We start from the raw sequence: 12,995 nt of genomic DNA, 5'->3' as shown, positions 1-12,995 counted from the left end.
ACTAATATCCATATGACTTGTCCCTAACTTTAGCTCATAAATTTTAGCATTAAGCCCTGCCGCGACGACCCGTGAAAAGAGAAACGATGAATAGAACCAAGAAGACGAAGAACAGGATTTTCGCGATTCCGGCGGCGGCGCTGACAAGTCCTCCGAATCCGAATATCGCTGCGACGATGGCGACGACCAGAAATATCAATGCCCAATGCAACATAGCAATTCCTCCTTAGATGAAGACCCGGCTTTCGCTTTCGCTTCGACCGAATCCCGTGTTAGTCCTTGGTTACCCCGCTCGTCGGCCAATGAATCTTTTCGCCGCGTTTGTTTCGGGACGTCTTCGCCATGGGTAAGGTTAGTTTACAACGATTTAAGAATAGTGGAGGGCTGCTTGTGGAAAACAACGATATCATGACATGGTGCATAGCGATTGCCGTCGTCGCGTTCGTCGTATTATGCGGGTTTTTGATTTCTTTAATGAAGACGGCGCAGCGATCGCTGGTGACCGCTCAATCCGCGTTGCAGGAAGTGAAGGAAACCGTCGAAGGACTGCAAGGCGAAGTCAAGAAATTGGCCGAGAACGTTAATGACGTCGCGGGCGACATCAGAGGTAAGCTGCAATCGACGGATCCCTTGTTCAGCGCCGTGCAGGACGTGGGCATCATGTTAAGCGAAGTGACCGGTACGGCAAGGGAAGCCGCTCACAGCTTTACGCATTCGATACGCAAGCAAGCCGCCTCCATGGAGAAAAAGGATATGACTCCTTCTTGGCTGCAGTGGGCGGCGATGGGTTCGCGGGTAGCCATGAGCATACAGAAGGGTTGGAAGCTGCACCAGCAAAAGGAGCAAGCTCAATCGTACGCGAAGGAGGACCTCTAACATGTTGATTTCATGGCTCATTCTGCTTTCTTCGATCGTGAACGGCGGAACGGCGCCGGCTGCGGCGGTTCCTGCGGCCGTGATCCAACCGACGAGTCCCCCGAAGCAATGGCAATTGGACGGAATTCAGCTGGGAGCAACCGCGCGGGAGGTTAAGGAGGCATGGGGCAGACCGACTGAAATAACGCCCGGCGATTGGTTGAACGAGTGCGATACGTGGATATACGACAAAGAAAAAAACGTCGGAATGTGCGACGGGATCGTCTCCTTCGTTCAAGTGACGGTAAACGCCAAAAAAGCCAACCTGGATGGCCAAGTGATTCCGATGGGAAACAAAGATTTACGGCAAGCGCTCGGCCGGCCGGAGTTCGAGGCGGATGACGGTTGGGGGATCGTGCATGGCGCCGAAGCTCTTAAAGTATTCGTCAACGAGAACGGAGATCCCGTTTCCTTGGATTTGTTCTCCGATCCTTGCAATTTGTAATAAAAATGACGATGATGCGCATGTTTCAGTAAATAGTATTAGGTTTAATAATAAGCATACAGAGAAGGCGAAAGAGGAGGAGAGAAAACATGAAAGCTTATGCTAAACTAGTAAATAACGGTCTGGAAGCGTTCGATGTCGTTAACGACCTGCATCGACAAGGCTTTACGGAAAAAGAAATATACGTTCTGGCGCACGAAAGCGATCAAACGAGCCGGATAGCCGAGGTAGCGGATACGAACAAGGTCGGCTTATCGGAAGAGGGCATGTTCGAAACGATTGCGAATTTGTTTCGAAATCGCGGAGACGTGTTGCGAAACAAAATCGAATCGATGGGTTTCGATTCTTACGAAGCGAGCATGTACGAGGCGGAATTGGATAACGGCAAAGTGCTGGTAATGGCTCGCCACTAAGCTCGGGAGCATATGGGAATAAGGAATGAGGACGTAAATACGTCGCTCATTCCTTATTCGCGTTTGTTGCTTGGGCTTAACGCGCGTAAACACGATTTCACGAGGAGATTAGATAAAGATGACCGTATTGATCGTGGACGACAACGCTATGAACGTCATGGTAATTCAAGAAATGCTGAAAAGGGCGGGATACGATGACTTTCGCGTGGCTTATTCCGCGGAAGAAATGTTCGAGTTGCTCAATAATCATGGAGAAGGCAACGCCATCGCGACTCCGAATATCGATCTTATCTTGCTAGATCTAATGATGCCTGCAATGGACGGGATCGAAGCCTGCCGCAGGCTGCAAGCAAATATTCGATTCAAGGATATTCCCGTGATCATGGTGACCGCGATCGGGGATTCGCGGAAGTTAGCTGAAGCGCTCGACGCGGGGGCAATAGATTTCGTGACGAAACCGATCAACAAGACGGAACTGCTCGCGAGAATTCGTTCGGCACTCAAGCTTAAACGCGAGCTGGATTGGCACAAAGAGCGGGATTCCCGGATGCGGCAGGAGCTTCTGCTCGCCCGCCAAGTGCAGGAATCCGTATTGCCGGACAAAATCGAGGAATCGAATTTACGCATTAAAGCTTATTTTCAAGCCTCGGAGGAATTAGCCGGGGATTTGTATGCATGGCATAAAATCGACGACAATCGTTGGGCGATCGCCGTTATCGATGCCATGGGACACGGAATATCATCGTCTCTCGTCAGTATGTTCATCGCTTCTATCTTGAAGGAGTCCATGAGAACGCTCTGGTCCCCTGACAAGGTTTTCGCGGAGATCAATCGTAGGCTAATGGGGCTTCAGTGGGAGAACGAATTGGTCCATTATTATTGTACGGGTATTTACGTCACGCTGGATTTGGAACGTCGCACGCTGGAATATGCCAATGCAGGGCATCCGGCGGGATTGCTATACAATGCCGAAGCGTCGCTTCCGGAGAGGCTTTCGGTTAGCTCCGCGCCTCTTGGCATGTTCGATTCTATGGAGATCGTTTCCAGAAGCATTTCGCTGTCGCCCGGCGATTCTTTGTATCTGTTTACGGACGGCATCTTAAGTCCGTTCCAAGGGGATGACGAAACACAGCTGGAACAGCTGGCATCCTTCCTGCATCAAGCCAGAGAAGACGAAGCCAGCATCGAACAATTAATCGTTATCAAGCCTTTAGACGGACGATCGGACGATCGGTGCTTGGTTAAAGTCGAAGTCATACCGAGAGGAGCGAAGCCGTGAAAATCAAGTCGAAATTGACGATCGGATTTACTTTATTGCTTTTGCTCTTGTTAGGCGTGACTTCGTTCGGTTACGAACGTTTAAGCCAAATGCATCATTCCATCAATCATTTCTACGACAACCGCTTCGAGAAGGTCACCGCGGCCCTAGCGGTAAGAGGGGAGATTAATTCCTCCGGTCGCGTGATGAACGATATCATGATCGGCGATCAGGATCCAAACGAAGGCGTCCAGGAAATTACGACAAGATTAACGACTGCGGCGGAGCAATTCAAGAATTTGCAGAATTTGGAGCTCAACAGCTCCGAACAGGAACAAATGAACGGTATCATGAAAACGGCCGAGGGTTACACGGCATCATTGAAACAATTTATCGAGCTTCTTCAAACAGGCAAAGTGGAAGAGGCTAAGAAATTATATGCGGACAAGCTCCGAAACGAGCAAAGGCAAGTCATCGATTCGATGGACGGGCTGGTGAAAACCCAGGAAATCGCCTTGAAAGAGGAAATGGAGCAATCGCAAAGCTTGTATGATCGGTCCGTCCGAATGGTGGCGATCTTTACGATCGTAGGTTTGCTGCTCGGGCTGGGAATCGTAGTTTGGGTTTTCCCGAGCATTACGAAAGGGCTTCATTTGTTGGGTCGGATGGCGGATCGGTTCGGCAAAGGCCGGCTTAAGGGGTTCGCGCGATTCGATATCAAGTCGCAGGATGAGCTCGGGCAATTGGCGCAGGTGTTCAAGCAAATCGCCCTCGACCTGCAGCTCAAGAATGAGCGGGAAGCCATGTTGTCCGAGGTTCAGAGAAGGCAAGGGCGATTGAACGAACAAATTGCCCGCGTGACGGAATTATTGCAGGAGGACTCCGACGTAAAGGTAGTCTCGCAGTCCTTTATTTCCGAATTCGCGCCGGTGCTCGGCGCTTCATACGGGCTTCTCTATCTAAACGATCCAGCCCCGGGAACGAAGAGATTGGAATTGAACGGCTCGTACGCGAAGTCGGGAGATGACGGGAGCGGGATGCTTTCGACGGCACCGCATTTCATTCATTCCGGAGAAGGACTGACGGGACAGAGCTATAGGGATGCGAAACCAATAGTGGTCGATGAAATGCCGCAAGGATACATGAAGGTGAGCTCGGGTCTCGGGGATGCTGAGCCTAAGGCGCTTATGATTCAACCGATACAGTACGGAAACACGGTTATCGGAGTCATCGAGCTAGCTTCATTAACGGGCTTCAGCCCGGAAAACCGCGAATTGCTCGAGGCACTAAGCGATAGGCTTGGAACGATTATCAACAATATGCGGTCTCGCCAGCGGGTAGAAGAATTGCTAAGGGAATCGCAGGCGATGACGGAAGAGCTTCAAGCCCAGTCGGAAGAACTCGTCAGCCAGCAGGAAGAGCTGCGGGAGACGAACGATATGCTGGAGAGCCAGCGGAACGAGTTGAAGAAGTCGGAGAATCGATTGCAGCAGCAACAGGAAGAGCTTGAGCACGCGAATCAAGAGCTGACGGTCAAGACTCAGGCATTGGAGCAACACGTCCAACAGGTCGAGAAGCAGAACAGCCAGATCGCGCAAGCCAATTCCGAGCTAGAGCGCCAAGCTATTCAATTGGCGTTGACCAGCAAATACAAGTCGGAGTTTCTGGCGAATATGTCCCATGAGCTGAGAACTCCGTTGAACAGCCTGCTTATTCTTTCCGAGTTTCTTGCCGAAAACAAAGAAGGGAACTTAACGGACAAGCAGCGCGAGTATATGCGCACGATACATTACTCGGGCAACGATCTTCTAAAGATGATCGATGAAATATTGGATTTATCCAAAGTGGATGCGGGGAAGATGGATATCCATCCGGAATGGACGGTTTTGGACGATATCGCTACGTTCCTAGACCATCTCTATACGCCGATGGCCGATTCGAAAAATCTGAAGCTTGTTCTGGAGCGTTCCGAAGATACTCCGGGAGCGATTTGGACGGATGGACATAGGCTCAAGCAGATCGTCCGAAACCTGCTATCCAATGCGATTAAATTTACCGATCAAGGTTCCGTCTCCGTCGAAATTCGCAAACCTAACGAGAACGAGCTACGTTCGAGCAACTGGAAGCGAGATGTTGATTATGTCGCGATAGCCGTTACCGATACGGGTATAGGCATCGCCAGCGACAAAAGCGAGCTTATTTTCGAAGCCTTCCAGCAAGCGGACGGTACGACCAGCCGGAAATACGGAGGTACGGGCCTTGGGCTTACGATCAGCAGGGAGCTTGCCCATCTGCTCGGCGGTTGGATTCACTTGGAGACGAAGGTTGACGAAGGGAGTACGTTCACTCTTGTCGTTCCCGAACGAATCCAAGATAACGCTCCAATTATGGAGGAGCTACAGGGGAACTACACCTCCAAGCTTACGGCCATTTCCTCGGAAACGACGGTAGCGGTTCAACCGGAAGTCAAGCCTGACGATGACCGCGCAACTCTGGCCAAGGAAGACAAGGTATTGCTTATCGTCGAGGACGACGTCAATTTCGCCAAGGTACTTCTTGAGATGGCTCATTCGCGAGGCTTTAAAGGGGTAATCGCCATTCAAGGCGACGAGGGGCTCGAATTAGCCAAATCCTTGAAACCGGATGCGGTCATCCTCGATATCCAATTACCCGTGACGGACGGATGGTCGGTTCTTATCGAACTGAAAGGCGATCCGCAGACTCGCCATATCCCCGTGCACGTGATTTCCGTCGTCGAACAATCCTCGCAAGGGCTGCGAATGGGAGCGATCGACCATCTTCAGAAGCCGGCAACCGGTGAACAACTGGACAAGGTGTTCCTCAAACTCGCGAAGGTGCTGGAGCGTAAGCCTAAACATCTGTTGCTTGTTGAGCAGCAGGAGGATATGCGCGATAGCCTGACTAAGCTGATCGTCTACGATGACGTTAACGTAATAGCCGTTCCGGATGCGGAAAGCGCATGGAACGAATTGCAAAAACTGTCCTACGATTGCATCGTATTGGACTCCAGCTTGCCGGACGGATCCGGAATCGATTTTCTGGATCGCATCCAACGCTCGGATGAGCTAAGGAAAATTCCGATTATCGTGCATGGAGGCAACGAGGAGAACGACGAAATCGTCACGAAAATGCGGCACTTCTCGGATTCCATTATTCTTAAGGACGTTAAGTCGCCGGAACGTCTGCTGGAAGAAACCGCGTTATTCCTGCATCGGGTGGAATCCGAGCTTCCGGAAGACAAGAGAAGTCTGCTGAGCAAGCTGCATCGACATGAAGCCACGTTCGACAGCAAACGAATATTACTCGTCGACGATGATGTCCGTAACGTATTCGCCTTATCGAGCGTGCTGGAACATAAAAACATGAAAGTCGTCTATGCGGAGAACGGCCTGGAAGCTTTAAGCAAGCTAGAGACGGAGACCGATATCGACCTGATCTTGATGGATATCATGATGCCCGAAATGGATGGGTACGAAGCGATGAAGCGGATAAGGGAAAATTCAGCATGGAACAAAATCCCGATTATCGCGTTGACTGCCAAAGCCATGAAGGACGATCGCAATAAATGCATCGAAGCCGGCGCTTCGGACTATATTACGAAGCCGGTGAATACGGATCAACTTCTATCCCTTATGAGAGTGTGGTTACATCGATGAGTAAGCATGAATCCTCGGAAGGCGAACTGGAGAAAATCGAAATCACCTTGTTGCTGGAAGGGATTTATCGCAGATACGGGTACGACTTTCGCAACTATTCCTATGCTTCGATCCGCCGGCGCATTTGGCACCGGATCAATCTGGAAGGACTGGCTAATGTTTCATTCCTGCAGGAACGGGTAATGCATGATTCGGATACTTTTCTCCGTCTGCTAGGAGATCTCGTCATTCCCGTAACGGAAATGTTTCGGGATCCCGACATGTTCCAAGCGTTCAGGAAGGAAGTCGTTCCGTTATTGCGGAATCTTCCCTATATTCGGATATGGCATGCAGGCTGCTCGACGGGCGAAGAAGTTCATTCAATGGCCATTATGCTCCATGAAGAGGGCCTGCTGGACAAAACTCGCATCTATGCGACAGACATCAACGAGAATGCCTTGCAAAGAGCCAAAGACGGGATCATTCCGATTAACAATATGAAGCTGTATACGAAGAACTATCAAGCATCCGGAGGAGCGCAATCATTTTCGGATTATTATGCTTCCGATCATGGAATCGTGATGCTGAAGCCTTATCTTCGAAACAATATCGTATTTGCTCGGCATAACCTGGTAACCGACCAATCTTTCAATGAATTTCACGTCATCATGTGTCGCAACGTCATGATTTATTTTAACGCTCAGCTTAGAGACCAAGTCCATCGGCTGTTCTACGAAAGCCTGGCGAAGCAAGGTTTTTTGATCGTCGGGGGCAAAGAATCCATCTCTTTCACGCCGGTGGCCGAACGATACGAAACCTGGAACGATCAGCAAAGGATATTCAGGAAAATTCGTTAATCGTAAGAAAGGAGGGGGCGAGTTGCCTGACGTCACACCCGTGTCGCTGCTCTTAGTGGACGACCACGTTGAAAATTTGCTCGTAATGGAAGCGACATTGGCGGGGGAAGGCTATCGCTTGGTTCGGGCAGACTCCGGAGAAGCCGCGCTGCGGTATTTGCTACGGGAAGATTTCGCGGTCATCGTCATGGACGTCCAAATGCCAGGGTTGGATGGGTTCGAAACCGCTCGGTTGATCAAAGCCAGGGAGAAGACGAGGGACACTCCGATTCTTTTTATATCGGCGACAAGCAGGGATACGGTTGATCAATTCGAAGGCTACTCCGCGGGGGCGATCGATTATTTAGTCAAACCGATTACTCCGTCGATCGTGAAGGCCAAGATAGCGGCTTTCGTAAGGCTGTATCAGAATAAACGCGAGCTGGAAGCGAAACGTAACGAGCTGCATGAACAGAAAGCGGAGCTTGAAGCGGTAAATATGGAGCTCTTAAGGGTAACCTACGATCTATCTACCGAGGAAGCCATATCCAGAATGATATTCGACACCTCGATCGACGGTATGTTTACCTTCGATGGAGCAGGAATCATTTTGTCGGTTAATCCTGCTATGGAGAGACTTTTCGGTTACCCCGCCGCGGATATGATCGGGGTCAATGCGGAACTGGTGCTTCCCAATCTAGCCGAAATGCGAAGGCCTAACCTTGCCGCTCTACAAGGTTCGGCAAGCGACGCACGGTATTTGACCGGACTCGTAAGCGAGATGGTCGCGGTTAGGAGAAACGGGGTTGCTTTCGAAGCGGAGATCCAATTGGGAGATTCCGTGATCAACCAACAACGTTTGTTCGCTTGCACCGTACGGGACATTACGGAGCGCAAAGGCACTCTTCGCCAGTTAACGGAGGCGAAGAACGCAGCCGAAAGGGCGTCTAGAGCCAAGAGCGAGTTCTTGGCCGTCATCAGTCATGAAATCCGCACGCCGATGAACGGATTGATCGGAATGAGCGAGTTGCTCCTAGAGTCTTCCGTTTCGGAAGAGCAAAGAGCCTTCCCGCAAGCGATTAGGGAGAATGCCGGTCGGTTGTTAACGATAATGAACGATATTTTGGAGTTTACCCAACTGGAGTCAGGCAAGCTGGAGCTTGACGTGCAGCCCTTCTCCGTACGGGAGACGATCGAATACGCGATGGCATCCTTCGAAGAGGAAGCCGGACAAAAATCGCTCGAGTGGAAATGCGAATTCGATTCGAGCGTTCCGGAATATATCGTTGGGGATCCCCTGCGATACAGGCAAATTCTGTCGCGGCTTATCGGAAACGCGGTGAAGTTCACCTCGCGAGGAGGCGTCGAAATCTCGGTGCGTGCGAAGAAGCCGGAGGTTGGGGACACCGACAAAATAGAACTGGAAACGTCGATCAAAGACACGGGCATAGGAATTCCCGAGGAGAAAAGAGAATTGTTGTTCTTGCCGTTCTCCCAGCTCGATTCGTCCCTCACTCGCAAATTCGGCGGGATGGGCATGGGTCTTGCGGTAAGCCATGCCCTTGCCAAAGCGATGGGCGGAGAAATCCGGTTGGAGAAGCAGGAAGGACCGGGGGCTCATTTTGTCTGCGCCATTTCGGTAGCTCCTTTCGATTGGTCGCCTACATTGCCCGCTTAACGGCGATTTCGTAAATGCAGGATAATCGATTCAAAGCGCTTCGTTCAGGGTATACCTATGTATATAAGCTCGCAGAGGGCAATACGTGAATGGAGGGTATAACATGGCGATATCTATCGGTATTTTCGAGAAGGAAGAGGATGTATTGGACGCTATTCGGCTGCTTCGCGAAGCGGGGGTCGATCAAGACGAGATCCGGGTGGTCGTGAATAACAGGGAAGGCGCTCCGATGCTGGCTTCAGACGGCAATGTTAACATAGAGGAGTTATACAGAATCGAATCGGCTCGCAGTCACGACGATGACGGGAGCTTCCCGCTCGGCGTCGCGCCTATCGCGGCGGGTTATCCGGTGGGCAGTACTTCCGTAAGCAGCTCGGGACCGTCCGGCGTCATTCTCGCCGGACTCGGTTCGGACGATGTTCCGGATAGCGAAAGAATCCTTCGGGCTATCGGAATTCCAAGCCAATCCGCGGAACGGTGCGGCCATGCGATCGAGAATGGGAAATACGTTCTCGTGTCTGATGCGGACTCGGATATTAGTTCTCAAAGTCTGCTTAAGCATGCCGGGGCTGATGTCTTGGGTTGACGAGTAAGAATAGGTTATTTCTCCATTCGCGGTCGAAGAATCCGGATTTAGTAACGAGATTGAATGAACAAAGCCCGTTCGTTTCCACCATTGGTTGTGGGAATGAGCGGGCTTCGTTTTGTTCCATCAAGTCTGGCTTGAAACGGTAACTGTCCTGTCGGGACGAACGATCGGCGCAACGGGATTATCCACGCCTAGAAGGCGGTCGCGGATGATCTCTGCACCAAGCATGCTGTATATGGTGCCATTGCCTCCATAACCCAAACAGTAGTGTTGACCGGGACGATCCGGATCTTCGCCGATCCACGGAAGCCCGTCTTCGGATTCTCCGAAGGTTGCGCACCATTCGTAACGGATTTCGGGGGTTAAGTCCGGGAACATGAGATGGAGCTCGGACATCAACCTCATCGACCGGCTATGAAGCTCCGATTCGGATAACACGGGCTGACGGATATTCTCGTCCAAGCCGCCGACGATGATGCGATTGTCCGTCGTCGTTCTTATGTAGAGGTAAGGTCTTTCCGTTTCCCACAGCAGAAAACGTTGATGCCATTCCGACAAGGAGGCAACAGGATCCGTGACGATGGCGTAAGAACGATTGATCTGCGCTTTGATCCATCGTCCGCCGGCTTGCTCCGGTACGTACCCGACCGCGTATATGACATGTTCCGTCTCGATCTCTCCCTCGGTCGTCTTAACGACATATCCGCTCGCGGATTTGTCGACGGATAACAACGCGGTTTTCTCGTGAATGGCCAAGCCGCTAAGAGCGGCTTCTTCCGCCAAAGCATGAACGAACAGAAAGGGATTTACCTCGGCGTCTCCTCGCGTTACTATGGCGGCTGCTTTGCGAAAAGGGAAATGAGCTGCGATTTGTTCTTCGTCCCACCATTCCGCGCTGAAACCATTTCCATGAAGCATATCGAATTCTTTTCGTAAAGAGGGTACATCCTTAGGCGTCGAGGCGTAATAGAGACTGCTTCGACGCTTGAAGTCGACTTCCCTCCGCAATCCCTCGGCGATGTTGTTTAGCTGCTCGGCCGCCTGTTTACAGGCTTTATAGAACCGTATGGCGTCGTCTTCGCCGATCTGATCGACGAATTCGCTTAACATTTTGTCATTGGAATATTGCAATAATCCCGTATTCGCCGAGGTGCTTCCGGACGCGATCGTATTTTGTTCGATCAAGACGGCGTCAATGCCGCTGCGCGCCAGCACATAGCCGCACATGACGCCCGACATGCCTCCGCCGACGATAACGGCACGCGTTTTCCCACGGGCTTTCAACGCGGGAAAACGGGTCGGATCGGGATAAGTGCTAGGCCAGAATAGAGATCCGAAATGTAGACTCATGCGCGGGGCACCTCTTCTTGGGAAATGAGAGCTTCCAAAGAGCTGAAAGCGCTAATGATTACGATTTACCCATTTCCGGGAATTATTCGTCGGATCGGGTTATTACGGTCTTACCACGACCCCTAAACCTTGAAACTTTTCGTCGACCTCCTCTTTTTCTGTTTCAAAGATCCGATAAACGGGTTATAACAAAATTAGAGTAGTTTCTAACAGACTCAAGAGAACGTCCATGGAATAGGAAGAAGGGAGATTGTTCATGGTTACAAATAAATTTACGCTCCGCACGGAAAATCGGGAAGGTCAAACGATCGTGTTCGTTGGAGGAGAGTTCGATCTGGAGGTCGCTACGCAGATGCGGGCGGCGATGGAACCGCTTATCGAGTTGGCCGATCGCAGATTGACCTTGAACCTGCAGGATCTGAAGTACATCGATAGCACGGGTATCGGAATTCTCATATCCGTCGTTAAAGCGCGACATGCGCGAAACGCCCCTTTCGACGTAGAGCACGTTCCGACCCATATACGCAAGCTGTTCGATATGACGGGGATCACCCCTTTTCTGGCTAAGGCGGAATAATTACACGTAGAGAGGAATGAGGAGAGACTCCCATGACAAAAGAAAGAAACGTATCGCTAACCGTGCCCGCATTACCGGAATACGTGGATCTGGTTCGTCTTGCATTGTATGGAATAGCAAGCAAAATGAAGTTTTCGTTCGAGGATATCGAGGATATGAAGGTGGCGGTTTCCGAGGCTTGCAATAATGCGGTGCTTCATGCTTACGGCGGGGAAGACGGCAAAATCGAAGTTCAGTTTTTGTCCGAAGCCGACGAGCTGTCCATTACGGTTCGGGATTTCGGCCGAAGCTTTACGCTGGCGGACAACAAGGAATCGCCTTCGCTGCACGGGAAGTCCATTGAAGAGATCCAGTCGGGCGGATTAGGTCTATACTTGATGCAGGCGCTTATGGACCGGGTGGAAGTCCAACATGAGGGCGGAACGAAGGTCGTATTAACGAAGAAACGGATGAAATCCGAAGAGACGGCATGAGCGTATCCCACTCCGCGCGTTTGCCCGACGACGCGATTGCGATATTGCTTGAATATCAGAAATCACTAAGCAACGAATTAGCGGACCAGCTCATTCGGAATTACGAGCCGATGGTGAAGATGGCCGCCAACAAGATGTCGCGTAACCGTCCGGATCTGTACGACGATTTATTCCAAGTGGGTCAGATGTCCCTTTTCCGGTTGCTCAAGCAGTTCGATCCGACGCTCGGAATGCCTTTCGAGCCTTATGCGATGAAGAGCATTATCGGGCACATGAAGAACTATCTAAGGGATAAGTCGTGGTACATTCAAGTTCCCCGGAGAATCAAGGAAAAGGGACTTGTAGTCCAGCAGGCTATCGACGAACTGATGAGCAAGCTGGAGCGGTCTCCGAATATCGATGAAATCGCCGCGTATCTAGGATTAGAGACGGAAGAGACGCTCGAAATACTGGCCGGTCGCGACCTATACCACTACGTCTCGTTAGACACGCCGATCTCCGATGACGATAATACGGCCGTTCTTGGCGAATTGATCGGTTCGCCGGCCGACGATTTCGCGGTATTGGAAAGAAAGCTGGACCTGCAAGAAGCGATGGAGCAGTTGAAGCCGGAAGAGCGCCAAGTGCTGATGCTGGTTTTCGAGAGCGGGCTGTCGCAACGTTCGATCGCCGACGAGCTCGGCGTGTCGCAGATGAGCATATCCCGCATTCAGAAGCGCGCGATCGATAAGCTGAAGGGCTTCATCCAGGATGCCGAGGAGATTTGAAAATAGGCCGCTTCGACCGTTTCATCCCTACCCAGTGT

13 protein-coding genes are annotated in these 12,995 nt (G+C 51.2%); 11 read left to right on the top strand and 2 right to left on the bottom strand.

Annotated features, from left to right (window positions below):
- Nucleotides 1–49: 49 nt before the first annotated feature.
- Entirely contained in the window at nt 50–214 is a 165-nt protein-coding gene (locus DFP95_RS19005; protein ID WP_115994267.1) for a DUF1328 domain-containing protein, read from the bottom strand.
- A gap of 176 nt (nt 215–390) precedes the next feature.
- On the opposite strand from DFP95_RS19005, the gene DFP95_RS19000 reads away from it, so the two are divergent.
- The 8 genes from DFP95_RS19000 to DFP95_RS18965 all read left to right on the top strand — a co-directional run bounded on the left by DFP95_RS19000 (nt 391) and on the right by DFP95_RS18965 (nt 9,787).
- The gene (locus DFP95_RS19000; protein WP_181907514.1) at nt 391–876 is read left to right on the top strand and encodes a DUF948 domain-containing protein; all 486 of its coding nucleotides are present in this window, start codon (nt 391–393) and stop codon (nt 874–876) included.
- A gap of 1 nt (nt 877) precedes the next feature.
- Nucleotides 878–1,360: a hypothetical protein gene (locus DFP95_RS18995; RefSeq protein ID WP_115994263.1), complete on the top strand. Its 483-nt coding sequence runs from the start codon at nt 878–880 to the stop codon at nt 1,358–1,360.
- Nucleotides 1,361–1,449: 89 nt separating this feature from the next.
- Complete coding sequence (locus tag DFP95_RS18990) at nt 1,450–1,773, top strand: YflT domain-containing protein (RefSeq protein WP_115994261.1); 324 nt, start codon at nt 1,450–1,452, stop codon at nt 1,771–1,773.
- A gap of 118 nt (nt 1,774–1,891) precedes the next feature.
- A complete protein-coding gene (locus DFP95_RS18985; protein ID WP_115994259.1) occupies nt 1,892–3,052 on the top strand; it encodes a PP2C family protein-serine/threonine phosphatase in 1,161 nt (386 codons plus the stop codon).
- A complete protein-coding gene (locus DFP95_RS18980) occupies nt 3,049–6,708 on the top strand; it encodes a response regulator (protein WP_115994258.1) in 3,660 nt (1,219 codons plus the stop codon). The genes DFP95_RS18985 and DFP95_RS18980 overlap by 4 nt, the downstream gene beginning before the upstream one ends.
- A complete protein-coding gene (locus DFP95_RS18975) occupies nt 6,705–7,544 on the top strand; it encodes a CheR family methyltransferase (protein ID WP_115994256.1) in 840 nt (279 codons plus the stop codon). The genes DFP95_RS18980 and DFP95_RS18975 overlap by 4 nt, the downstream gene beginning before the upstream one ends.
- A 22-nt stretch (nt 7,545–7,566) precedes the next feature.
- On the top strand, nt 7,567–9,201 hold the full coding sequence (locus tag DFP95_RS18970; protein ID WP_115994254.1) for an ATP-binding protein: 1,635 nt from the start codon (nt 7,567–7,569) through the stop codon (nt 9,199–9,201).
- A 103-nt stretch (nt 9,202–9,304) separates the two neighbouring features.
- Nucleotides 9,305–9,787: a general stress protein gene (locus tag DFP95_RS18965; protein WP_115994253.1), complete on the top strand. Its 483-nt coding sequence runs from the start codon at nt 9,305–9,307 to the stop codon at nt 9,785–9,787.
- Nucleotides 9,788–9,913: 126 nt separating this feature from the next.
- Here the strand turns inward: DFP95_RS18965 and DFP95_RS18960 are convergent, their stop codons facing one another.
- Nucleotides 9,914–11,140: an NAD(P)/FAD-dependent oxidoreductase gene (locus DFP95_RS18960; RefSeq protein ID WP_115994252.1), complete on the bottom strand. Its 1,227-nt coding sequence runs from the start codon at nt 11,138–11,140 to the stop codon at nt 9,914–9,916.
- Between the two features lie 256 nt (nt 11,141–11,396).
- On the opposite strand from DFP95_RS18960, the gene DFP95_RS18955 reads away from it, so the two are divergent.
- From DFP95_RS18955 to DFP95_RS18945, 3 genes are read left to right on the top strand one after another with little or no spacing between them, the layout of a single operon-like run.
- Nucleotides 11,397–11,717, top strand: a complete 321-nt coding sequence (locus tag DFP95_RS18955; protein WP_115994250.1) for an STAS domain-containing protein — start codon at nt 11,397–11,399, stop codon at nt 11,715–11,717.
- Between the two features lie 32 nt (nt 11,718–11,749).
- Nucleotides 11,750–12,190, top strand: coding sequence for an anti-sigma B factor RsbW (gene rsbW / locus DFP95_RS18950; protein ID WP_115994248.1), 441 nt, complete (start codon nt 11,750–11,752; stop codon nt 12,188–12,190).
- On the top strand, nt 12,187–12,957 hold the full coding sequence (locus tag DFP95_RS18945; protein WP_115994247.1) for a sigma-70 family RNA polymerase sigma factor: 771 nt from the start codon (nt 12,187–12,189) through the stop codon (nt 12,955–12,957). Before rsbW ends, DFP95_RS18945 begins: the two co-directional genes overlap by 4 nt.
- Nucleotides 12,958–12,995: the final 38 nt, after the last annotated feature.

The sequence above is a fragment of the Cohnella lupini genome, assembly GCF_003386205.1.
GTDB classification, from domain to species: domain Bacteria; phylum Bacillota; class Bacilli; order Paenibacillales; family Paenibacillaceae; genus Cohnella; species Cohnella lupini.
Note: the sequence above shows the minus strand (reverse complement) of the source record. Positions and strands in the feature narration are given on the sequence as shown.

Coding starts and splice junctions, on each gene's coding strand:
- DFP95_RS18960 (WP_115994252.1), bottom strand. CDS start 11,140: ATGAGTCTACATTTCGGATCTCTATTCTGGCCTAGCACTTATCCCGAT.
- DFP95_RS18975 (WP_115994256.1), top strand. CDS start 6,705: ATGAGTAAGCATGAATCCTCGGAAGGCGAACTGGAGAAAATCGAAATC.
- DFP95_RS18945 (WP_115994247.1), top strand. CDS start 12,187: ATGAGCGTATCCCACTCCGCGCGTTTGCCCGACGACGCGATTGCGATA.
- DFP95_RS19005 (WP_115994267.1), bottom strand. CDS start 214: ATGTTGCATTGGGCATTGATATTTCTGGTCGTCGCCATCGTCGCAGCG.
- DFP95_RS18965 (WP_115994253.1), top strand. CDS start 9,305: ATGGCGATATCTATCGGTATTTTCGAGAAGGAAGAGGATGTATTGGAC.
- rsbW (WP_115994248.1), top strand. CDS start 11,750: ATGACAAAAGAAAGAAACGTATCGCTAACCGTGCCCGCATTACCGGAA.
- DFP95_RS18995 (WP_115994263.1), top strand. CDS start 878: ATGTTGATTTCATGGCTCATTCTGCTTTCTTCGATCGTGAACGGCGGA.
- DFP95_RS18955 (WP_115994250.1), top strand. CDS start 11,397: ATGGTTACAAATAAATTTACGCTCCGCACGGAAAATCGGGAAGGTCAA.
- DFP95_RS18985 (WP_115994259.1), top strand. CDS start 1,892: ATGACCGTATTGATCGTGGACGACAACGCTATGAACGTCATGGTAATT.
- DFP95_RS18990 (WP_115994261.1), top strand. CDS start 1,450: ATGAAAGCTTATGCTAAACTAGTAAATAACGGTCTGGAAGCGTTCGAT.